20 protein-coding genes and 2 pseudogenes are annotated in these 22,346 nt (G+C 31.1%); 5 read left to right on the top strand and 17 right to left on the bottom strand.

From position 1 onward, the window contains the following. Positions 1 to 308: 308 nt before the first annotated feature. The 13 genes and pseudogenes from ACH6EI_RS24495 to ACH6EI_RS24435 all read right to left on the bottom strand — a co-directional run bounded on the left by ACH6EI_RS24495 (position 309) and on the right by ACH6EI_RS24435 (position 11,340). Positions 309 to 3,545, bottom strand: coding sequence for a tetratricopeptide repeat protein (locus tag ACH6EI_RS24495; RefSeq protein ID WP_397378294.1), 3,237 nt, complete (start codon positions 3,543 to 3,545; stop codon positions 309 to 311). Further along, the gene (locus ACH6EI_RS24490) at positions 3,542 to 3,973 is read right to left on the bottom strand and encodes a hypothetical protein (protein ID WP_397378292.1); all 432 of its coding nucleotides are present in this window, start codon (positions 3,971 to 3,973) and stop codon (positions 3,542 to 3,544) included. The genes ACH6EI_RS24495 and ACH6EI_RS24490 overlap by 4 nt, the downstream gene beginning before the upstream one ends. A gap of 3 nt (positions 3,974 to 3,976) precedes the next feature. After that, complete coding sequence (locus tag ACH6EI_RS24485; protein ID WP_397378290.1) at positions 3,977 to 4,771, bottom strand: hypothetical protein; 795 nt, start codon at positions 4,769 to 4,771, stop codon at positions 3,977 to 3,979. Between the two features lie 336 nt (positions 4,772 to 5,107). Continuing rightward, the gene (locus ACH6EI_RS24480; protein ID WP_397378289.1) at positions 5,108 to 6,895 is read right to left on the bottom strand and encodes a DUF2326 domain-containing protein; all 1,788 of its coding nucleotides are present in this window, start codon (positions 6,893 to 6,895) and stop codon (positions 5,108 to 5,110) included. Beyond that, the gene (locus tag ACH6EI_RS24475; protein ID WP_397378330.1) at positions 6,885 to 7,124 is read right to left on the bottom strand and encodes an ABC-three component system middle component 6; all 240 of its coding nucleotides are present in this window, start codon (positions 7,122 to 7,124) and stop codon (positions 6,885 to 6,887) included. The genes ACH6EI_RS24480 and ACH6EI_RS24475 overlap by 11 nt, the downstream gene beginning before the upstream one ends. A gap of 6 nt (positions 7,125 to 7,130) precedes the next feature. Further along, a complete protein-coding gene (locus ACH6EI_RS24470) occupies positions 7,131 to 7,664 on the bottom strand; it encodes an ABC-three component system protein (protein WP_397378287.1) in 534 nt (177 codons plus the stop codon). Continuing rightward, positions 7,661 to 8,095, bottom strand: coding sequence for a hypothetical protein (locus tag ACH6EI_RS24465; protein WP_397378286.1), 435 nt, complete (start codon positions 8,093 to 8,095; stop codon positions 7,661 to 7,663). Before ACH6EI_RS24465 ends, ACH6EI_RS24470 begins: the two co-directional genes overlap by 4 nt. Positions 8,096 to 9,063: 968 nt before the next feature. Next, entirely contained in the window at positions 9,064 to 9,210 is a 147-nt protein-coding gene (locus tag ACH6EI_RS24460) for a hypothetical protein (RefSeq protein ID WP_397378284.1), read from the bottom strand. Between the two features lie 190 nt (positions 9,211 to 9,400). Beyond that, the gene (locus ACH6EI_RS24455) at positions 9,401 to 9,652 is read right to left on the bottom strand and encodes a hypothetical protein (protein WP_397378282.1); all 252 of its coding nucleotides are present in this window, start codon (positions 9,650 to 9,652) and stop codon (positions 9,401 to 9,403) included. A gap of 263 nt (positions 9,653 to 9,915) precedes the next feature. Beyond that, a pseudogene (locus tag ACH6EI_RS24450) lies at positions 9,916 to 9,993 on the bottom strand (excalibur calcium-binding domain-containing protein); the annotation flags it as partial. Positions 9,994 to 10,005: 12 nt separating this feature from the next. After that, on the bottom strand, positions 10,006 to 10,383 hold the full coding sequence (locus tag ACH6EI_RS24445) for a hypothetical protein (protein ID WP_397378280.1): 378 nt from the start codon (positions 10,381 to 10,383) through the stop codon (positions 10,006 to 10,008). 30 nt (positions 10,384 to 10,413) lie between these two features. Beyond that, entirely contained in the window at positions 10,414 to 10,623 is a 210-nt protein-coding gene (locus tag ACH6EI_RS24440) for a hypothetical protein (RefSeq protein ID WP_397378278.1), read from the bottom strand. 63 nt (positions 10,624 to 10,686) lie between these two features. After that, positions 10,687 to 11,340 (bottom strand): hypothetical protein, encoded by a 654-nt coding sequence (locus ACH6EI_RS24435; protein ID WP_397378276.1) that lies wholly within the window; start codon positions 11,338 to 11,340, stop codon positions 10,687 to 10,689. 364 nt (positions 11,341 to 11,704) lie between these two features. On the opposite strand from ACH6EI_RS24435, the gene mutT reads away from it, so the two are divergent. The 5 genes from mutT to ACH6EI_RS24410 all read left to right on the top strand — a co-directional run bounded on the left by mutT (position 11,705) and on the right by ACH6EI_RS24410 (position 16,805). Continuing rightward, a complete protein-coding gene (gene mutT / locus ACH6EI_RS24430) occupies positions 11,705 to 12,091 on the top strand; it encodes an 8-oxo-dGTP diphosphatase MutT (RefSeq protein ID WP_397378274.1) in 387 nt (128 codons plus the stop codon). Positions 12,092 to 12,252: 161 nt separating this feature from the next. Beyond that, a complete protein-coding gene (locus ACH6EI_RS24425) occupies positions 12,253 to 13,383 on the top strand; it encodes an MrcB family domain-containing protein (protein ID WP_397378328.1) in 1,131 nt (376 codons plus the stop codon). Then, positions 13,380 to 13,709, top strand: a complete 330-nt coding sequence (locus ACH6EI_RS24420; protein ID WP_397378272.1) for a nucleotide pyrophosphohydrolase — start codon at positions 13,380 to 13,382, stop codon at positions 13,707 to 13,709. The genes ACH6EI_RS24425 and ACH6EI_RS24420 overlap by 4 nt, the downstream gene beginning before the upstream one ends. A gap of 58 nt (positions 13,710 to 13,767) precedes the next feature. Beyond that, the gene (locus tag ACH6EI_RS24415; RefSeq protein WP_397378270.1) at positions 13,768 to 15,633 is read left to right on the top strand and encodes a DNA/RNA helicase domain-containing protein; all 1,866 of its coding nucleotides are present in this window, start codon (positions 13,768 to 13,770) and stop codon (positions 15,631 to 15,633) included. A gap of 197 nt (positions 15,634 to 15,830) precedes the next feature. Continuing rightward, the gene (locus ACH6EI_RS24410) at positions 15,831 to 16,805 is read left to right on the top strand and encodes an HNH endonuclease domain-containing protein (protein ID WP_397378268.1); all 975 of its coding nucleotides are present in this window, start codon (positions 15,831 to 15,833) and stop codon (positions 16,803 to 16,805) included. 313 nt (positions 16,806 to 17,118) lie between these two features. Here ACH6EI_RS24410 and ACH6EI_RS24405 read toward each other — a convergent pair whose 3' ends face one another. The 4 genes and pseudogenes from ACH6EI_RS24405 to ACH6EI_RS24390 all read right to left on the bottom strand — a co-directional run. After that, positions 17,119 to 18,132: a hypothetical protein gene (locus ACH6EI_RS24405; RefSeq protein ID WP_397378266.1), complete on the bottom strand. Its 1,014-nt coding sequence runs from the start codon at positions 18,130 to 18,132 to the stop codon at positions 17,119 to 17,121. Continuing rightward, a complete protein-coding gene (locus tag ACH6EI_RS24400; protein WP_397378264.1) occupies positions 18,129 to 19,244 on the bottom strand; it encodes a GmrSD restriction endonuclease domain-containing protein in 1,116 nt (371 codons plus the stop codon). Before ACH6EI_RS24400 ends, ACH6EI_RS24405 begins: the two co-directional genes overlap by 4 nt. A gap of 1,050 nt (positions 19,245 to 20,294) precedes the next feature. Next, the gene (locus tag ACH6EI_RS24395; protein WP_397378262.1) at positions 20,295 to 21,845 is read right to left on the bottom strand and encodes a hypothetical protein; all 1,551 of its coding nucleotides are present in this window, start codon (positions 21,843 to 21,845) and stop codon (positions 20,295 to 20,297) included. Between the two features lie 153 nt (positions 21,846 to 21,998). Then, a pseudogene (locus ACH6EI_RS24390) lies at positions 21,999 to 22,178 on the bottom strand (lysozyme inhibitor LprI family protein); the annotation flags it as partial. Positions 22,179 to 22,346 lie beyond the last annotated feature (168 nt).

The following is a 22,346-nucleotide window of genomic DNA, read 5'->3' as shown; positions in this document are numbered from 1 at the left end:
TAATAAAATTTTCAGGTATGTCTCAAGTAATCTCAGCAATTATATTGGAATTTCATTTCCTTTAATTCGTTTTTCTGTTAATGGGTGAAGCATATTGAAAACAATATTATAATTTGAGGATTTATAGAAAGATATATCCGTTCTATGTAAGGGGAAATGTTTCTTTATATGTTTGTGGTTGTCCAAAAAATATTCCCTTAGTTCTATATTCTAGATGAATTTCTTGAGTACTCATTTGATAAGTCTCTGTTATTAAACAGAGACTTATTTATAGATTGTCTTCGGGCAATAGGTACAATAGTTTCATTTCATTCATTCTTTAAGTCATAAAGTCCAGCATCTAAGATATCTCTAAGAACTTCCTTATGAGGATCTTCAATATCATCTATAATAAATACATCCAAAACATTATTAATAAAAGTTTTTCTAAATATTTCATTGTCTGCTTTTCCCAAATCACTATGGGTAAAATGACTATAGACAATTTCAAATAACATTATTAGTACCCAAACAAATGCTTTATTTTCTGGATTCAGTGTGTAATCTGTTAACTTACCATAATCATCTAACAATATAATTGGTTGAAAAGTATCGAGTGTCTCTCTTTCGAAAAAAATTGCTGGTCTTTCATAATCGATTGCTTCAGTAGGTAGTTCCTTTACGTTTTCATTCAATACTGACTGATTAATAACATAAATTGTGAAATTATCTTCTTTATATAATTTTATACACTTATTGAATAAGATTTCGTTCGACTTTAAAATAAGCGCTATAGCTATACTTACTTTTAACTCTTGTAGGTTCTCACTGTTCGCTCTAATTTGAAACATCTTTCCAGAGAACCATGAAAATGTAATTAATATATCTCCATCAGTTAATTCCCTATAATGAATACCTCTTAAGTTATAAACTACGCTTTCAAATAGGTAAGATAGTTCATCATAGTCTAGCAAAACTCCAGATTGTTCAAAACACAACGCTAAAATGTTTTGATACCTTTCAATGTTAAGATGTTTTGTTAATTCTATACAAAAATCTTTGAACTTTTCTCTTCCTAACTTTAAATTCTCTTTGCAATCTGAAATAAAGCTTAATATCAATCTAGAAGAGATGTAATAGTTTTTCTCAATTGTTTTAATAAGAAGCAGTTCATATAGATTAAGATACTTGTTCTTACTGTAATTATTCTTAATTGCTTTCAATAGTCGTTCAATTTCCTCACAATTTACAGTTAAGATTTCTTCCTTAATGAGAGAAAGGGTTTGTTCATATTGATACTTTAATCCTTCACTTTCTTCTAATATAGTATATAATTTTATAATATTAATTAGAGGATAAATTATTTCATTATATGTTTTTGTTTCTAGATAGAGTTCTATAGATTCTTGATAAGCACTAATAGCATTCTCATATTCTCCAATTTTTTCATAGCTTATTGCCTTTTCAATAAACGCTTCGGCAACTCTATAATAATCACCAGCAGCTTCACTTTTTTCTATAGCTTTTATTGCGAAACTAATAGCCTCTTCATATCTCTCTTGCTCTCTATAAATATTTGATAATAATTCATACGCTCGGCCTTGTTCTTTTTGAAAATTAATCTCTATAGCTAACTCTAGTCCTTCTTGATAGTAGGTTTCAGCTTCTAGGTAGTTTTTTTCGTCCCTGTAGACGTTACCTAAGTTTATAATATTCATAGCTACTTTCTGCTTTTGGTTTTGTCTGCTCCAAATCTTTATACACTGCATACAGGCTTTTTTAGCCTCAGCCATATTCCCCAATTTCCTGTGACAAATAGTAATCGTATTTAGTACTATTCCTTCCAACATCTCATCATCATTATCAGTAGCAAAATCTAATAATGAATTGCTATAATCTAAAGCTACATCAAGCTGATTTAATTTAACCAAACAAACCGATAAATTCACTAAGCTTGTAATCAAGCCTTTTGTGTCCTTATATTTCTTAAATATCTCATAAGCCTTTTTAGATGCCTCAGCACCATTTTCAAAATCTAGTGTCTCAATGTACAGTTTAGCTAAATTTATTAATAAAGTGGCCTCGATGTGTTCATTAGAAGGTTTATTTAGAAATATCTCATTAGCTAGTTTATGTGCTTCTTTTAATTTGCCTTCCTCAGCCCAATCTAAAGCTTTCCAAATAAGGGCTATTGAAAGCCAATCTTGGTTCTCAATTTCAGTAAATACTCTTATAGCCTCATCTATATGTGTTCTGGTTAAATATATAACTCCCTGATGTCTATAACAATTGCTCAAATGGTAATGAGCATAACCATATTCTACTGATAGTTTATCTTCATTTAAAGTAAGAAATTTGTTTAGCACTGAAATAGCAAGATCCCAATATCCCCATTCTATATAATGGGGAAATACATTAAGCAACTCTGGATAAATATCCTTATCATTAATGTCCATCAAGAGAGGGATAGCATCAATATAATTCCCTTTATCAAAAAATATTTTTCCTAGTTCCTCTTTATACCAATTACTTAGTCCAGAGTTATCGAGTTTCTGCTTAATAAAGTCTGAAAAGAAAGGGTGAAATAACTCATATTTACCGTCATTAATTGTGAGTAAAGCTGATATCTTTGCTAACTCTTTATTGAATTGTAGAGGATTCAATTTAATATTGTGAAGTCGGTTGATAGTTAAATTCAAGATATTTAATTCAATTGGAAAGATACAAACCGACACTAAACTCAGGATATTCTTTTGTACATCATCAATATTATTCCAGATAGCTTCTTGAAATGCCTGCAATCCTCTTGGTATTGGTGTTATTTGATACTTAATAAAATAATATAAAAATAAAGGATTTCCATTTGAAGCATCTATAACTTCATTTAAAGTTGCTGTTTTTAAGTTTACATTATGTAAAAATAGAAATTCCCTAATTTCTTCTTCATTTAATGGCTTAATATGCACTTTTTGAATTGGATATTTAGAAATGACATTTTTATTTCTAGAAACAAAAATAAAGTTATTCCTAAACTTTTCTACATCAATTATACTGGCTACAAATTCCAGATAAGCTTCGCAGTCATCAATGAGAAAAAGCAATTCCGTCTTCGCTAGAAGCTCTTCAAATTGCAACATAGATGCTTCTATGTTGCAATCATTATCGAACTCTAAGCCTAACTTTACTGAAATGCTATTTATTAAATAGTGCATCATTCTAAGTGGAGACATGTTCTTCATTGAAACATAAATTGCTTCTTTATTTAAAGAAATTTCATTTAATATTGCTGTTTTTCCTACCCCAGGCTCTCCAAAAATAAGAACCTGTTTGTCTTCCTTTAATGCAATGTCTAATTCCTCAAAATAAACTTTTCTATTTATTATCTTTTTTTCCTCAAATGAAATATTTAGGTTTTTAACGTAATTAATGGTTTCCTGATTCTTAGCAGTATCTTTTATCAGGATCTTTTTCTTTTCATCTAAATAATAGTTATTGATTGTTAAGTCTCCGGAAACATTATAAATATCTCTTTGAGCTTCTTGGTGCATAGTACCACTTGGCCTCACTTATCACCACCATAGTTATTTATGGTTTGTCTGCCTTGTACATTTATAATATCTCTTCCTGCATTCTGAGTTCCGATATTTAATGAGTTTGCATTAAGTGATGAAGCCATTTTATTAATATCTTCTTTATTTTCTAATATCCATTCTCTAAAAATTGAAATAAAGGAATCTGGAAGGTTCTGTTTAGCAACTAACTCATATGAGTCCTCTATATCTCTAATTGGTTTATTAACATTTTTTGAAACTGTTTCCCCAATACACTTAAAGTATTCTTCAGTTTGTTCAGAGCTGTCAAAAAAAGCTTTAAACCTCTCTACAAATTTAGGTTTAAGTTGTTTCATTTTATCATAAGTTAAATTAGCTGTTATACCAGATACAACTCCGTTAATGACCCAACCTGTGAAAGCACCGACTATTGTTGGTTCCATAAATTACTCCTCCTTTAATAAATTCTCACAATTATTAGAATCAAGTTCTATTTGTTTCTCAATATCTTCTATTTTTATCTGATTAAAATCCGGAAACTGACTGTTAAAATCTTCATAATTCTCTAATAAATAATTTAGAATATTAATATGAAAATTTTCTTTGTTGGCTATTATTTCCTGATGATTTTCCCTAGCTAACCTGTAATCTAAAACTATATTACAAATAGCTTGTATGATGGAAGAGTAAGGGTATTTAATTTTTAACTCAGTAATAATACCCTTTAGCTTCTCGTTGTTATTAATTTTTTCGTAAGATATAGGAAAGAAATACTTTATCTTTTCCATTCTTCTTTCATTTAAATCTTCTTTAATTTTTTTCTTGAATTCTGTTCTACTTTCTTTCAATTTGCTATCTAACTGCTGGTTTCGAGAGTGAAAAATTCCATAAAGTATAGAATCTGAAGGAATGGTATCTTCAAAAAAAAAGTTTATATTCTTTTTTACAAATGATCCTCCATTGATCAAACTATTGTTTTTTATCAAGTGTATTTTCAAACTTGAAAATTTCGCAGCTTTTTTAAACTTAATATAATTATCACTTACATGATCAATCTTTTTGCAATAAGTCACAGAAGCTACTGTAGGATTTATCCAATTTTTCAATAGATGTGGGATATTTCTCTCCATTAATCTATCAGTTTCTGGATAGATACATATTGTATAACTACCGTCTCGGGATTCCACAAAATCAAATCCTACTGCATCGCCGTCGTTATCCGATGCGTTGATCCATCCCATTAAGTTTGCAAAGGCCTTCTCTGCATAGTTATTATTATCAAAGATTAATCCAATTTCTAGAGTTTTATTTTCTAATACATGATCAGGAATACTTATATAACCTATTCCATAAAAACCTGCATCAGTAAAATCATTTGCAAACTCTGGGCTACTTGTAATTAGAACTGTCGGATTTATCCCAAATTCATGTCCAAAAATAGGATCACCTCATTTAAACTACTTAATCATTACTACCAATATCTTTGTATTTGCTCAATACTTTATGAACTTTTAATTTTAGGTATCGTTCTTTACGTTACATGTATACCAGTATTTAGTATTCTTATTTAAGATAACTTAAAAAGAATCCATTTTGAACAATCTTCCTTCATTACCGTAATCATGAAGTGTCTTTATGACCACATTACTACTTACTAAGCCCATTTTCACTTCAAAGTGAGATAAAGAAGGTGGAAGTTCGTCTTCTATAGTTGAAAAAATGTATTGGATGTTATATTTACTAATATAGTAATTTATTACTTGTATCAAATTTTCTTTTTGCCTCTTATCCAAACCATCAAATATACTATCGTGGTAGACAAAATGAAAGAATCTATTATTAGAATATGTAGCTAATAATGCTAAGTCAAAGGCACAACACATCAATTTTTTATAAGTTGTACCTTTATCTTTACTACTTTCAGAATTTAATTCTAAATCAAATATTTCAGGTTTAAACTCAATATTTTTTTTATTATTAAGAGAAACACTTATTGTGGCAGCATCACCTAATACTCTAACAATAATATCAGAAAAATGTTTTCTTATTGAATTTAGTATATGATTCTCCTTGTAAATATCCTTTTTTAATTCCAATACTGCTTTAGATATATTAGTTTCAACATTTTGTTTCTCTATTTCTAAATTATGAGTAGTATCAATATTACTTAGTTTTTCTTCTAATTGCTCAACTTGAACTTTAAGATCAATTATTTCTTTTTCTAACAAATAAAGCTTCTCAAATGAATCTTTACTTGTTATATAGGTTAAATAATTGCTCTTTTCATCATTTAAAATTTTAATTTCTTTAGAATTCATCTCATATTTTTGTCTTGATTCTTTCAAAATTTCTTTCAGTATCTCATTTCTTTCTTCAAAAATTTGATTATTGAACTCTATTAAATCTTTATAATCTCTCACGATCTGTCCTTGAAAATACACACCTATTTCCTTATATAAATTTTGTATTTCTTCTAAATTTATTTCCTCATAATTTATTAAAGCATCTTCTGCGTTTTTTATTTGTGATGCCTTGTAATAGTTTTCTTTTAATAAAACTTGAATTCTTTTATCAAGATAATTAACTAATTTTTCGATTTTATCATTATCACTCTTTTTAAAATTTAAACTATTAAGCTCGGTTTCCTTTTGATTTACAAGCTCTTTCTTAATTCTCAAAACTGTTTTGAATTTATCTTCTTGTTCCTTTGACTGTAATTCATTTTTTGATGCTTTTTTAATATCAGAATTTATTTGAGATGTTTGATTATCAAGAGTATATTTAGTAATAATATTCTTAGAATCTATTCCAAGTAGTTCAGCTACAATTGGTTTCCATTCAATATCATTACTTCTTGAAAACTTAGAAAGCCTAAATACATCCATAAAACTTGCTTGGTCCCTTAAGAAATAAGATATTAAGGTTCTATAACTCTTATTGGGTAGGATTTCAAAGGATAAAAGCTTATCTAAATATTCTTTTGCCTTTTTAATACCTTCATTAAAATCCCATAGGGAATTAAAATTATAAGTTTTCTCCTCAGAAGATACATTGATAAAAATTTTCGACTTTCTTTTTACTGATCTCTTAATAGTACAAAAGTGACCATTATCCAAAGCAATTTCTAAATAAAAGGTAAATTCTTCGAACCTATCATAATGTTTATAAAGAAAGAAATCCTTCTTTATTTCTTTTAATAAACAGTAATCAATCAAGGAAGCAAGTAATGACTTTCCTAAATCATGCGTTGAACGCGAAGTGTTACTTGGATCTCTAACTTCAGCTAAAACAATATTTAAACCCTTGTTAAAGTTTATTGTTTCAAAATACTCTGGGTGCGAACTATAAAGTTTGTTAAGTTTCATTTTTAATCAATCCTATTACATCTTTTTCTTTAATGTACTCAATTTTACCTAAGCTAAACAATAGATTCAATGATAGAACGAAACTCATAAAATCAGCATTTCTATTCCTTACTTTATATTTTTCAAATACTTCTTTAAAGCGCTGAAAATCTTCTTCTTGAAGAATTTCAATTAATTTACCCGTTCTGAATAACAGAGATTTGGTAGGATCAAGATGCTTATCAGGTATTAGAATTTAAACCTCCCCCTCCTCATCAATTGTTTTGCCAATTTCGCACATGAAATACATATATGCAATAAATGTTCGTACAAGTTCCTTTTTTTCAAAATCTCCATTAATTCTTTCAATATAATTAGATGTGAGATGTTCTATAGCTTGATCAAAGTTAGGAAACCTTTCTTTATAAGCAGCAAGCTTTGAATTAATTTCCCTTCTAATATAATTGTATCTTCTCTTATGTTTAATATTTATTGGATCGCCGAGAAATTCCTTTACTTGCATAAAACTTATAAAATATTCCTTTATTGATGTTTCATAATAATAGTTACTCATACCGTTTAATTCATTTTTCTTTTCTATTTTAGTTCTTTTCAAACTACTGGTATCTTGGATAGCTTCACAGAAACCATCTACGTGACTATAAAAACTATCGATTAAGTTCGCCATTTCTACAGGATCTATTATGATGAGATGATCATGATAGTGGATTTGAGCACCATTAACATTATTTATAGTTCCAGCTTGCTGTTGGTTAATGTCAAAATTCATTCATTTCTTACTCCAGTTGTTCCTCTGTTAACTATTTGAGTTCCATTAACATTATTTATATCGCCCTGAGCACTTTGTGAGCCTATATTAAAGCTATTAGAATTATTTTGAACAGAATTTAGTAAAACTTCTTGGTTCTCTAATATCCACTCTTTAAACTCTTCTATAAAACCTTTCGGTAGTTCTGTACTCATAATATCTTCAAATGTATCTTCGACATCTCTAAAAGGTTTTTTAGGATTAGTGGATTGTGCTGTACTCATTAATTCTAAATGAACCTCTGCTTCTTCTTCGCTTTTATAGTATTTCTTAAAACGTTCTTTAAAAGATTTGTTAAGCTTCTTGACCCCATCGTAAGAAAGATTCCCAACTACTCCCCCTGATGCAGCTCCTAATGTCCACATACCAAATGCACTTAAAACAGTAATCATTTTCTCCACCTCAATATTTTCAAATATATATAAATATTAACATATTATAATAAAAAAGATTCGATTTTAATTACCTATATTTTATACATTTTTTACATGTTATTTTAAATATAAAATGGATAAAATAGAATTTTATATTTATTCCATTCATTAAAATAGTAAATGTGCTACTTTCTCACTCTTAACAAAAAGAACGCAACTGCCTAAACAGTTACGTCCTTTTTGTTCATTAGAAGATCTTCAAAACGAATATGTCCCCTTAGATTTGTATTAAGAGAATAAGTTTTATCATTTAGATGTTGTATTGTACATCATTAGGGTTTCTGAATATATTACTTCATAGTCTAAGGTGGTAGTAACTAAATTCAGAAACTATATTTCTGAATTTAACTTAAATTTAATGTTTTCAATAGAAAATTTTATGAATTTCTATTGAAGATTCTTTTATATTATTCTAAATGCTCCCCAGTGTTCTATTGGCATTACAAATAATTCTATATTATCTGTAATGCCAATTCCTTAGATTACTTCATACATTCCAGATAACAATGAGTTATCTGGAATGTAGAATTGCCTAGAAGTATCCTGTACAGTACGGACAAACTCTGTATTATCAAGGGTTTGTGCTCTTTAGATTCCCCCGTACATTGCAGATAATATAGAATTATCTGCAATGTAGAATTCTCTAGAAGTATCCTGTGCAGTACGGACAAACTCTGTATTATCAAGGGTTTGTGCTCTTTAGATTCCCCTGTACATTACAGATAATATAGAATTATCTGTAATGCCAATTCCTTAAATTACCTCATACATTCCAGATAACTCATTATTATCTGGAATGTAGAATTCTCTAAAAGTATCCTAATTTCACCTATTGATTATAAATATTTTTCAAATAATAATCCTTAAAACTCTTCTTTTTGCTAAGCGATCTCTAAAAGATAACCCAATCCTGTCATCTTTCCCTTTTAACTTTCTCTTCCCTCCTTGTCATTTCTATTCCGATACTGAATTAAGTAATAAGCTACAATAACTAAAACTGAAGCTACGATACTTAATAACAGCGTTGTACGTGCAAGGGTAGATTGAGAAGTTTGGAATGCTAAGATAGACATCAGTAGTGTCAACATCCATAAAATTAGTAGTTTGTTCCAACTAAGCATATTTATTTGTGAACGTGTTATACTATCTAAAAAGTAACATTCTAGCGAGGATAGTTCCAGCTACCCTCACCAGTAGTTTATGTTACTTATTTTGATAAGTATTCTCTAAATTTCAGTTTGTAAATTGCCTTAGTACTAGACGTTACTTAGTCTTGTTCTTGGGCCCTTTTTTTGGTCCAGGTATCTTTTTTTCTTTTGTCAGAATTTCCAGACGTTTGATCTCATTATCTAGTTTTAGTCCCTTGTTAGCAAGGTGCTTTCCCTTGAATTGCATAGGGATCCAGATACTTGAACAAATGAAAATACCAATGAACAAAACAAAAGTAATCACATCTAAATATGATTTAAGGAAACTTACTTCCTGAAGTAGAGAGTAAACATCCCCCACGTTCACAGCTTCTCCTCCCTTCCTCTCAGGTAAGGACATTATACTCTAAATTTCAATATCTTACTAGAAAAAGTAGTTAATGTTGGATAAATTTAAGAATATATACCAGATAACAGAAACTATACCTATCTGTTAATAAGATTAATAATACAAAGTGATAATATCGAAATGAGGAAAAAGAGATGGAACCTAGAGGAATAAAAGAAGACCTCCAGTACTTGAGGTCTTCTTTTATTATATTACCTGTTTCTGCTCATTTTAATGAGTTATTACTGATCACATCCATCACCATCAAGGTCTAGATGTTTAGCGTAACCCGGTTGTCCTTGGTAAACAGGTGCTGCTCCTGCTGCCCTAGCCTACGTACAGTTTTTAAAGTACACTGTCTGAGATTGTTGCTGCTGTTGTTGAGCTTGAGCCTTTTCTAGGTTGGGGCTCATCTCCACTTTCTTAACTACACTGTCTTTATGATCAAATGTTGCTTGAACCCATTCTCCCGATTTATCTACATCAGCATACATGTAAACATGATCTTTCATCTTAGTAGTAAGATAAACTTTCATAACGCTTGTTTTAATGAATTTGGCTTTAGTCATATCAACATCTGCACTTCTTGTTTCCCCTACCATTTTATAAATGATTCCTGCTTCTTCTACAAACTTAAGCGTAGGCTTTGCAGTTGCACTAGCTGTAGTGGCTGTTTTCTTCTCAATTCTTGTTTCTCTTTCAGCTTGCATTTTAGCCTCTTTAGCTTGTTGCGCTTCCTTTTATTTTTGCATTTGTTGTCCACCAATAACTGCAAAAACTAAAAAAAGAATTAAACTGCCAACAGAGATTAAGAAATATTTTTTAGCTTTCTTCTTTCGTATAGCTCTAACAATTCCCCAAATTAAAAACACTATAAATTCTAATAAACCAATAACATCTAAAAAATCTATCATTTCTTTTCTCTCTCTCGACATCATTTTATATTGCAACCCTAGAAGAATCCTCTAGAAGCCCGGTGCATAATGTCTTTTTATACTCACTCTGATGAGTTATTATTGAGTCTTCACAAACTTATTAAACATCTCTTGTCGTTTAGTCTCGTTATAAATATATTCATCTGAAAACTTAGTTCTCCATGCCTCACTATCTTCACCTAAACTCTCAATCTTAAAACCTAAGTAGCTGTTCAACTCTTCTCGTGTAATTTCTGTAGAGTATATTTTGCCTTCAAACGGTAAAGTTAGTGATACTGATTCTAAACCTTTAAATTGTTTTAGCAATCTCGCTGGCTCTCCTACCATGATCTTTTGAATTGCGTCTCCACTTTCAAAATACATCTTGTAATCATCTTCTGTTACAGAGCTATTTGGATTTTCTACTTTGTAGGTTGCGAATGAATCAGCATATTTAACAATAGCTTTGTTTCCATCTTGTAACTCAGTGGTAGTAATGAACGGACCACCTGTCAAGCTTCCAGCGTACATATTGAATTGACTTTCATCTACAGTAGAAGGCTCTTTTTCTTCTTTAGGTTCCCCAGTTTTTGATGTTATTTCTTTTGATTCTGTATTGGTCATATCCTCTTCAGGTTTAGTTTCTTTTTGTGGCTTTGTTTCCTCTTTCTTTACTTCCTCACTAGTTGCAGTGTCTTCTGTGGTACTTGAGCAAGCAACCAACATTCCACACATAGCCATAGCAAATAACATTTTTTTTATTCTTTTCTCCCCCTATATATATTGAAACTAATTAGCATCTTTTAAGTTTTTACCGGAGAATATAACTATTATTCACTGTATTCCTATAGTTATATTAAAAGAGCCATACTTATTATCATAGCAATAATTTCCTTTTGAATTTAAATTTGTTACTTTTTATGGAGATTAAAGTAAATTCGAACAAGTGATTTTTTTCTGTTTATTTCTAAAAGGTTAAAAAGGGTAGCCTTTGTGACAAAACAACAAGATCATTAGGAGTAATGGCAATTAACAAAATCGCCCGCATTGAGAACGAACACTGTATTCAGGTAAAATAAAGGAAAAACCATACAGGAAATTTAAAGAAGGTGTTCTTATGAAGAAAGTTGTGGCTGCAATTATAAAAGAGAAAGATCAACTATTAATCGCTCAAAGGCATTCAAAAGACCCTTTGGCCGGCAAATGGGAATTCCCTGGCGGTAAGTTGGAACCTGGTGAAACCCCTGAAGAGTGTTTAGTAAGGGAGATAAGAGAAGAGTTACGAGTAGAAGTAGAAATTGGCTCTTTTTATGACGACAATGTATATGGCTTCAAAGATCAGCCCATTCATCTATTATTCTATTGGGCAGAGATTGTGAATGGCGAGGTCACACCAATTGTTCATGATGATGTAAAATGGATTACTATAAAAGAATTAGCAGGGTTTGATTTTGCTCCTGCTGATATTCCCATAGTAAAAAGGCTCCAGAGAGAATATATATGAGTTTCAAACATGAATTACAATCTTATAAAATCCTAACAAATCAAGAATAAATCAAGTATTTAAGTATGCAACCATAGGAGGAATTGACGTTGAATAAAAGCAAAATTGATCGAAGTATTGGTCATACCGTTACTAGTGATTTTGATTTACAGATCCGTAATATGTTGAATAGTGTTATGAGCGAGTATCAACAAGCTAAAACAGAAAGCTTAAAAGGGCACTTCATGGGAGAGGTTTTGAGGAATAAAATGAAACAAGCCCTAATCAAAGGGGCTAGCCTAGACCCTAATGTATATCATTTGGTCGGCTCAGTTGGACAAGGTCAGTGGGCGGAGATACCATGGCTTTGTATCTTTATAAAAGATTTAACTATCTCGGCTACCAGGGGTTACTATATTGTCTATTTGTTCAATGCTGATGGAGGTGGAGTGTATATTAGTTTAAACCAGGGATGGACCTATTTTAAAGATAAGTACGGAACAAAAATAGGTAGAGAAAAAATTCGAAAAACAGCTTCTATTGTTCGAGATAAACTTAATACTGTACCTTATAACATGAAGCTTTTAAACATTGACTTAAAGGGTAAAGGTGATCTTGCCAGAGGATATGAGCTAGGACACATTTTTGGTCGTTATTATGACATTGATAATTTACCAAGTGAAGAAGAAATTATTAATGATTTACAGGGATTACTACTGACTTATAGGGAAGTAATAGGGCTCATTGGTAACCGGTCTATAGAACAGTTTAATGATTACATATTGTTATATGAAGATGGCTTATATCCAGAGGATAAGTTCAGTGAAGAAGAGTTTCAATTAGCAGTTCAGAAGTCTGCTGTTTCTAAAAAACCTCAAGATGTCTATGAGGAAGAGGAGAAAAAAGATCGACCTGAGCCAATAGTTAATAAAGGCGGTAAAAAGCAATGGATACGAAATGCAGCTAAAGCCTCGAAGGCATTGATGCTTTCAAATTATACATGTGAAATTGATTCATCTCATAAAACTTTTATTTCAAAGTCTACTAACATGCCTTACGTTGAATCACATCACCTCATCCCAATGGGGAAGCAAGGTGAGTTTCAATACGACTTAGACCAACAAGCAAACCTAATAAGCCTTTGCCCATTGTGTCATCGTCTTATCCATTTAGGCACGGATGCAGATAAGGAAAAACTACTAAGAAAATTATATGATCAGCGTAAAGAGCGTCTAGAGAATATAGGCATAGAAATTAATTTTTCTGAGCTCAAGCGAGTATATGGTATATCTCTTAAAGGAGCAGAACAATGAAGCATTTACAAGAAAGAGCTATAAAATTCAGAGATGATCGTGGATGGGGGAAGTTTCACAATACTAAGGATTTAGCCATTTCTTTATCATTAGAGGCAAGTGAACTTCTTGAAAATTTTCAATGGAAGAGTGACAAAGAAGCAATTGCTAAAAACATTGACAATATAAAAGATGAAATGGCTGATGTATTGATTTATTTGCTGATGCTAAGTGAAGAGCTAAATGTTGATCTAGAAAAAGCCGCGGAGGCAAAACTTCAGAAAAATGCTGAAAAATATCCAGTAGAAAAAGCGTATGGAAGTAACAAAAAATACAATGAGTTATAGAATTTGAAAGTGGTTCATTACTAATAGTTTAGAAGACTAATTGCGGGGTGTATGTTTAGTGATTATTTATGTAAGTAATGCAATAGAATTTAGAAACGCTGTAGACGCCAATGAGATTACAACAAATATAGAAAAAGCTTTTAAAGAAAAGACAGGCCGATATCCAGGATCTTCTGAAAAGACATCGTGGAATAATTCAATGCAATTTATGGAGAGGATCATCCGTAATTCTGGTATAGCTGACGACTGTGGGATCTTTATCGAGTTTAATATTCCCAATACAAGAATGAGGGTAGACTTCATCGTAGCCGGCCTTGATAAAAAGGGAAATGAAAATTTTGTCATTATAGAACTAAAGCAGTGGAGTTCTGCTAATGCAACAGAGAAAAAGGATGTTATCACATATGTGGGTGGTGGAAACAAACAGGTAGCACATCCTTCATATCAAGCTTGGTCCTATAAGGAGCACCTAATTAATTTAAATGAAGGCATACATACGAATAATTTAAATGGATACTCCTGTGCTTATCTACACAATTATATTGAAAGAGAACCGGAACCTCTCAAAGAAGAACAGTACAGCGATTATGTTGAAGAGTCTCCTATCTTCTTTTCAAATGATTATAAAAACCTACAAGAACATCTTTTCAACCTCGTAGGAGAGGGCGATGGAATGGATATCCTTCATACTATCGCAACAGGAAAAATAAGACCTTCCCAGAAATTAATTGATCATGTTAGTGGTTTGTTCAAAGGAAATCAGGAGTTTGTTTTACTAGATGAACAAAAAGTAGCTTATGAAACCATTATGAGTTTAGTTACCCAACAAGAAACTAAAAAAACAATAATTGTAAAGGGTGGACCAGGTACTGGAAAATCCGTTATCTCAATAAATTCATTAGGAACGCTACTTAATAGAGGTTTTAATGCTAAATTTATAGCTCCTAATGCCTCCTTTAGAGAAGTAATGCTTGAAAGGTTAATTAAAGAAAATCCGATGGATAGAGCACGTATAAAAGGGTTATTTTCAGGATCAGGACAATATTATAACTGCAAGTCTAATTCTTTCGATGTACTGATTATTGATGAAGCACATCGCTTAAAAAGAAAAGGTGCCTTTCAATACAAGGGAGAAAATCAAGTTGAAGATATGATAAAAACTGCTCAAACCAGTATCTTCTTTGTTGATGATACACAAAGAATTCGACCGGAAGACATAGGAACCGTAGATGAAATTAAACGAGTAGCAGCTCAATATGATTCAGAGGTCCATGAAGTTGAGTTAGAAGCTCAATTTAGATGTGCTGGAGCAGATGGATTCATTAATTGGACAAAAGACGCACTTCAGATAGAAGAAACGGGAAATTTCAACGGGTGGGATAAACAAGCATTTGAATTTAAGGTCTTGGATACACCTCAAGAGGTATATGCGAAGGTTAAAGAAAAAAATGATGAAGGATACAATGCAAGAATGTTAGCTGGGTATGCTTGGGACTGGACATCTCAAAAGCAAGGCAATGGAAATGGAGAAATAAATGATGTAAAAATAGCTGAACATCATTTTAGTATGCCTTGGAATGCACGTTCTTTATCCACTACGTGGGCTATAAAAGCAGATGGAATAAATCAAATTGGCTGTGTACATACTTCACAAGGTCTTGAATTCGATTACGTTGGTATAATAATAGGCAATGACCTTAAGTATGATAATGCCTCAGGCTATCTATACGCGGATTATTCTGAGTATAAAGATAAAATGGGGAAAAGAGGATTGAAAAATGATAATGAACAGCTAACTGAGCTCGTAAAAAATGTCTATAAGACATTACTTTCCCGTGGGATGAAAGGTTGCTATGTATATTGCCGTAATAAAAAATTAGAGGCATATTTCAAGGAAAGATTGACACATATAAGTGGTTCTTAAATAGTAATAGGGCGAGCATATGAGAAAGGGGTGCAATGAAGAAATAGGGCATCCCTATTGCATTATCACAAATAGTAAAGATGGAATCACCTCATTAGTCGCGCTTTTCTCTATGGAATAGAGTGGCTACAATGGCAATTCCACATTATAAAGAGTGAATCTGACTAATTATTTTATTTAAACTGAGAGGGAACACAGTGGATAGTTATATTAAACAATGGCATGACTTAATACTAAATTGTAATTTTGACAATACGTATAAAATGGCATGGAGTAAGGCGCTAGTGGAGTTATCTCTAAACATTAATGAAGATACTGAAGTGGAAACTATTGCTTTTGATTTTGGTGAGATAGCGAAACTTTGTTTAAAGTATTATTGGAATCAAACCATTTACTTCGATCTTATACAAAGTCCTAGTTTCAAGAAACCGCCTAAGATAATTACGTCTACTAAAGAACTGATTCAAGAGTTTTTTTGTAAGAGAGGAAATTTACAGCCAATAAGATTTGAGAAGATAGACTTTTACTCACTTAAATTAGAAAAACAATATGAAAAAACAGTGAAAAATATAACAAATACATTAAGGGAAAATGTATGTTGGCGGTTTAAAGAACTTAATGGATATACCTATGAAATATACAATTTAGATAGTAGCAATAGAATTGTGGCTTTTAGTAAGCAGAATGTACTGAAGCTTAAAGAACATAGTGATTTTCTAGTTACCTTTATAAATTATAGGTGGACACAAATGCTAGAAGGATTTAATTATAGTCCAAAGATTTCGAGAAAGGTAAGAGCAATAGATGAAGATAACATTAAAAGGGCCTCTCTAAAAAAATTTCATAAGCACCTTGATTTAATGTTTGAAGATGGCCAACGCAAATGCTTTTATTGTGGTGAAGTCATTAATGATACGGATGTCTCTGTTGATCATGTTATACCGTGGTCTTATATGTTTTCTGATGATCTATGGAATTTAGTTTACTGTCATAAAGGGGAAAATTCCAAAAAGTCTAACCGTCTTCCATCAGAAGAAGATATTGTACGGCTAGAAAATAGAAATACGCGTTTGCTACAATGCATGGAAAACAAGTCACTTGATTACGATCAGCTGCAGATTGCTGTAGAAAAAGATTATGTTAAAAAGTTTTGGACTTCATTTAAAGGATGAGCAGTTTCAAGATAACAGTCAAAGATTATTTATAATTATGGAAAATGATGTAAAAAACTTTTCTTCTGTTTTAAGCAAAGGTTTTTTAATCGTCTCCATTATTTTTTTAGCATTTTTTAAGATTTATATATATTTATAAGATTATAGTCTGGAATTTAGCTTTTGCTAGATTATATTTATTAAAATACTTATTAGTGTGGAGAAAAAAACAAGCTTTTAGAAATTAAAAATGTAGAACTTATTAGAATTAACTTTTCACAACAAGTTCTACATTTTTAGATTATTACTTTAGTTTAAAATAAATTCTTTTATTCTATGAATTTGTTTCGCCTAAGACATACTGGATAATATTAACGCCTTCGGATTCCTTTTGAACACCAATACATAAATGGTATTGACCACTCTTCCTAATTTTAATAGTAGGTCTCACCGAGATAGTACAAGTTCTACGTAAAGGTAATTTTCTTAACTTTACATCACCAATTCTTATACCAGTTATGTCACAATATCCCTTGTTCGAAGAGCTCTGAATAATTAATTTTTCATTAGAAAGATTGATTTTTTCATCTGTCAGTTCAACTTCTAGTATTGCCTCTTGTGTCCCAGATGAATTGCACCCTTTAACTACGCTAAGTACTGGCATTACTTGTTCAGCAATATTAGCATCAAGGTATTTTTTAGAAATTTCACTATCGAAATATTGTTCAATTACGCCGATAAGGCATTTAAACAAGTGAATTAATAATATCATTTGCTTGGTATTCAACTTTTCATCAATTTCCATTTTATATGTATGGGAAATTGTATTTCGTATATTTACTACAAGAGAGAGGTAGCCCTTAACAGAATCTGAGGTGCTACTTCCAATAGTATCTTGTACAGGCATTAAGCCGAGGTTTTTTAAAGTTTCCACCAAACTAGCTAGATCTTGAGACTCATCTATAAATTCCGTTAGAGAATTTTTGTCAAAATCAATCATTAACAATAATTCCTCAAACTCACTCCAAGTAAGATTGTTCGATTGACATAAAATATCTTTTTTTACCTTTGTATCTTTAAGATCTTTCAAGAACATATTTGAGAGGTACTGCTTACCAAAACTTTTCTTTAAATATTTTTTTATGAAATCTTCTGTATGCAATAGATAATCATAATCAATATAAGTGTCATAAACCTTCTTTTTAGCGTAAGTCTCCCAAATTGTATAGAAAGAAAGAATATAATTCTTAACGATTATTTTCTCTAATCGATCAGATTGATAAAAATCTTTTAACATCAATGATTTATTTAACTCTTCATAGGCCTCGAAGGCAAACTCTTTGCTCATTCATTAATTTCTCCAATTAAAAATTCATACATAATATTTACTCTATTTTCCACATTGACTAAAGCTGTATATTTTCCGTTGAATGCATCCTTTCTATTTTTGAATAACTCGTTTTTCTTTTCTACTGCATTTACCTTATTTAACAAACTTAAATCCACCCCATTATCTACAAGTTTTGAGAAAGCAAGCATTACAGTATCAAAAATCATTTTTTCAAACTTACTTTTTGAACTTTTTTTGAATGCTTTTTCTCCATAAACTTCATATACTGAGTCGATAATGCTTATAAAATAATCATGTGCGTAATCAACTTCATCTTCTTTAAAATCTTTGGCTTCAATAGCATAATTATCTAAAGTAACTTTTATTCCCTTTCTATAATTACAATAGATGGCACTCTTAAATGCAAAAAACCTTAAAATTAACTCTCTATCTTCCATACGAATGAGTTCATCTTCAGAATTGCTAATCATTAATTTAAATTTAGGACTTTCTGCAATATCATTAATCATATTATTAAAACTTGAAGGGTGAAGTGCATTTCGAATCTCATGTGGCGAGAGTTCCATTCCTCCAGTATTTAGCCTTTCAAATACAAATTGCTTTAATTCCATTTCTCTCTCTTTACTTTTGTTTGATTCTTTCAAAATAATAATTGCAGATAGGTAACGACGATTAATCAGGTTTCTTAGTTCTTCAGGCAGCTCATTATAACCAAGTCCATTAATTTCACTCCATAACTCCAATCCTTCTAACTTAAAATCATTGTTATAGAAACTTATTATTGTTGAAATTCTTTGTAATCCATCCATTACTTCATACTTGTTAAAATCCGTCTCGTATAGAAAGACCGGCGGGATAGGAACATTCACTAAGCAACTTTCAATTAATTTGGACTTCCTTTTAGTATCCCATACTCTCTTCCTTTGGTAATCTGGAGTTAAATTATAATTAGAAAAAATTAAAGGAAGATTTTGCAAAGGATATCTAGCTTGATCAATAAGCAGGTTATACTCACCGTTTAACGCTTTATTAACCAAATACTCTCTATCTGGAGTTTTCTCCACAGCCGTAGCTTTAGTATTGAATACATTAAAAACATTATCTGTCATTAGTGACCTCCGTAAATAATAATAGTTAAAATATAGATGAGGAATTTCCCCAATAATTCTCTATTTTACCTTACTTAATCAAAGTAGTATAAATTTTTCAAATTTCAATTTATATATTGTTTCATAAACCTAGATATTCCTTTGAGAAGGAACTATTTATTCAGTTCAAAGAAGTTTTATCTTGGGTAAAAAATTTCCCTTCGCTTCTAATTTCAACCCTTAAAGAATATGTTGATTTTTCATTTAAACTCATTGCCTTCATGTAATGAAGTTTCCGTTATACCGGTTATAAAAATTATTTTTTCTAAACCTAATCCTCCCAGCCCTCAAGTTCATTTCCATGAACTCCGAATTCTCTATTACCTTTTTAGTAATATTTCCTCACATAAAATTATTTTTTCCAATAACTTATAAACTGTATTTTCCCTCCCAAAAAGATATTGCTATATACAACGTCTATGTTACCTAACATAAGAAACAACTACTTCAAAATAGAGAATAGTATTGTCAGCTATAGCCTTAAAAAAATTAAATGAAAATTATATTTAACATAATAATCTTTTCTTATTTCATTTTTAATTCTTTTCTTTCTTACATCTCTTAGTGTGAATTCTCTAAACCAAGTTAATTACTAGCTCCTTTTGTTGAATCTCTTCCATACAAATACTAAAAGAGCAACCATCATATACAGGCTGCTCTTTCCTAGAAAAAGTGCAATTACACTAAATGTGTATGTAATTATATTATAACGTATAAGTTAATAATATTAAAAAAATTCAAGAAATAAAGATCTCATTCTAACATACTAGTTAACATGATAAATGAGAAATGCCTTTAAAATTGGCGAAAAATCTGTTGGTAGCAATGTTCCCCTTTTTGCTCACCTGCATACCATCTTTGTATTTATTGAATACTTTAGTGTATGCAAATGATTATGGTAATATAAGCTAATTACATCGACTTTTCCTACTGCTATGTTACCTAAACTCAAGATTGAAGTAAAACTTTACCACTCAAATAATAACACTAAGGATATGTTTCGTATCTCGTTTACCTGTTTAACCCTATTTTGTATTTCATCGAATTTGGCAAGTATGGTGCTATAAGCTCTCTCATTACTTGCATTCCTGAACTCCGAATATAAATACCATAATAAAATTTTTTACCTTTATCTTCAAAAACTTTTTTATGTCTAGAAACTTTACAGTCAATGTTTAGTTTAGTGTGTAAATGTTCTGCTAATAATGCGTTTTGTTCTTCAGAAAATCCATAAGTACTTATACCTCCAGATCCTCTTCCTCTATTCATATAATGGCCATCATCCCCAAATAAAACAGCCAACGCTAAAGCATCTACGTGAGGAATTAACGAGGATATATCTCTCCCTCCAGTTGATAGGTACGATTCTGCCCTTAGTTTCTTAATAAACTGATTTGGAACAGTATTCAGAGTGTACTTAATACTTCCTATTTTATAACCGTTCTTAACTGATCGTTTAATACCATTGTCATAAACGAGTTCACCTAGCCAATCTCTTTTTTGCTCTAACCACTCTACTTGCTTTTCAGAATGACCAATTATTAATCTTCCTCTTGTATCGGCACAGCCATCACCTAAAAGACTTCCTATGATAACTTGCTTTTGAATATAAGAAGGTTCAGCATTTAACAGATGGGGTTTAGATAGTTTAGCCTCATTTGATGTTCTTAATTCAACCCCCATCTTATTTAGGAAATAACGAATTCTTTTCCTATCTACACCTTCAATTTCGGCTATTTTATCTGCTGAAACTCTCTCACTATACATCTGTTCCCACCTTTTCAACTCCTCTTCAGTTGGAGGATCAGGTACTATGGCCTCCCTTAGAGTATATTCAATATTATTTTTATCAAAATAACTCTTAACTGTACTCGAATCACATCCATATGTAACAGCAATTTTATGTATAGACCATCCTCCTAAATGTTTTTCTTCCCATTCCCTTATTAAATCAGCAGTCATATTTATGCCGCGTGAAGTATCAACATCATTACTGTTCAAAAATATTGTTACCACTTGCCTGCTAATATCATACAGTTTTCCAATCTCATTAATGCTAAACCCGTATTGGTAAAGATCAATCCATTCTTCTTTTTCTTCCTTACTTATTTTTGCACCGTTAACTCGTATTTTCACATGGGGTTCAATCTTTTTTTTAATTGTTCTAAAATCTGATTTATATTCTAAAGCACTATCCTTTATGGAGACCCCTTCATTGTATAACGCCACCCATCTATTAAAATCTTCTTCGGAAAATGAAGATTTTGATCGGGCCTCAACCCCTCTTTTTTTCAATATCTTTCTCACATAACCCCCAGAAACCTCGTATTCTTTACCTACAGCATCAAAGGATCTTCCATCTTGGTATAGCCTTTCCCACATTAAAAAGTCCTCTTCCGTAAATCTAACAGGGTTTCTAGTAGCAACGCCTTTTTGAATTAAAACCTTTCTAATATATGATGGATCTGCATTAAATGAAGCTCCAATCTCTACGTAATTCTTACCTTCATTATAAAGGTCTTCCCACTCTTTGTAGTTATCCTCAGTATATTTTTTAGACATAAATAAACTCCTTTGACTTTACTAATAACCTTATTCTACAAAGAAAGATAGACTCCTCAGTGAAGTCTATCTCAGTTTATTAATTACTTCATATATTTATTAATTAAAAAGTAGCAACAGTCTTTAGTAACTTCCCATAATGTACGAACTTGTTCAGCTTGAGATAAAAATACCTCCAGCTTCTTCATTAAAGGTTTTTTGAGCAGCTGTATCCCTAGACTTAATCCATTGAGGTTGATCAGCTTGAAGTTTACTCATTTCTGAAAAAGATAATTGTATTTTTAATACAACGTAGATTTCATTTAATAAATCATCCCAAGCTTTATAATTCTCACCATATTGTTGTTTTCTTTATAACTCATTTTCAGAACCCGCAGGGTTTTATATCCATACTGTTTGATCTGCTTTAGTTAAATACAAACTTTTTGTACCGTCAGTAGATGACGAATTATCTGTAATATTTAAAAACTAATTTGAGAAGTGTGTTATAACTGGTTCTTT

The sequence above is a fragment of the Priestia sp. JSM ZJ58 genome (genome assembly GCF_044383985.1).
Classification (GTDB): domain Bacteria; phylum Bacillota; class Bacilli; order Bacillales; family Bacillaceae_H; genus Priestia; species Priestia zanthoxyli.
The sequence above is the reverse complement of the archived record's forward strand: the minus strand, read 5'-3'. Positions and strand labels throughout refer to the sequence as shown.

Excerpts from the sequence above, each read along its gene's own strand:
- ACH6EI_RS24490 (WP_397378292.1), bottom strand. The coding sequence starts at position 3,973 with ATGGAACCAACAATAGTCGGTGCTTTCACAGGTTGGGTCATTAACGGA.
- ACH6EI_RS24485 (WP_397378290.1), bottom strand. The coding sequence starts at position 4,771 with ATGGGATGGATCAACGCATCGGATAACGACGGCGATGCAGTAGGATTT.
- ACH6EI_RS24480 (WP_397378289.1), bottom strand. The coding sequence starts at position 6,895 with ATGAAACTTAACAAACTTTATAGTTCGCACCCAGAGTATTTTGAAACA.
- ACH6EI_RS24470 (WP_397378287.1), bottom strand. The coding sequence starts at position 7,664 with ATGAATTTTGACATTAACCAACAGCAAGCTGGAACTATAAATAATGTT.
- ACH6EI_RS24465 (WP_397378286.1), bottom strand. The coding sequence starts at position 8,095 with ATGATTACTGTTTTAAGTGCATTTGGTATGTGGACATTAGGAGCTGCA.
- ACH6EI_RS24460 (WP_397378284.1), bottom strand. The coding sequence starts at position 9,210 with ATGTCTATCTTAGCATTCCAAACTTCTCAATCTACCCTTGCACGTACA.
- ACH6EI_RS24445 (WP_397378280.1), bottom strand. The coding sequence starts at position 10,383 with ATGCAAGCTGAAAGAGAAACAAGAATTGAGAAGAAAACAGCCACTACA.
- ACH6EI_RS24435 (WP_397378276.1), bottom strand. The coding sequence starts at position 11,340 with ATGTTATTTGCTATGGCTATGTGTGGAATGTTGGTTGCTTGCTCAAGT.
- mutT (WP_397378274.1), top strand. The coding sequence starts at position 11,705 with ATGAAGAAAGTTGTGGCTGCAATTATAAAAGAGAAAGATCAACTATTA.
- ACH6EI_RS24425 (WP_397378328.1), top strand. The coding sequence starts at position 12,253 with ATGTTGAATAGTGTTATGAGCGAGTATCAACAAGCTAAAACAGAAAGC.
- ACH6EI_RS24420 (WP_397378272.1), top strand. The coding sequence starts at position 13,380 with ATGAAGCATTTACAAGAAAGAGCTATAAAATTCAGAGATGATCGTGGA.
- ACH6EI_RS24405 (WP_397378266.1), bottom strand. The coding sequence starts at position 18,132 with ATGAGCAAAGAGTTTGCCTTCGAGGCCTATGAAGAGTTAAATAAATCA.
- ACH6EI_RS24400 (WP_397378264.1), bottom strand. The coding sequence starts at position 19,244 with ATGACAGATAATGTTTTTAATGTATTCAATACTAAAGCTACGGCTGTG.
- ACH6EI_RS24395 (WP_397378262.1), bottom strand. The coding sequence starts at position 21,845 with ATGTCTAAAAAATATACTGAGGATAACTACAAAGAGTGGGAAGACCTT.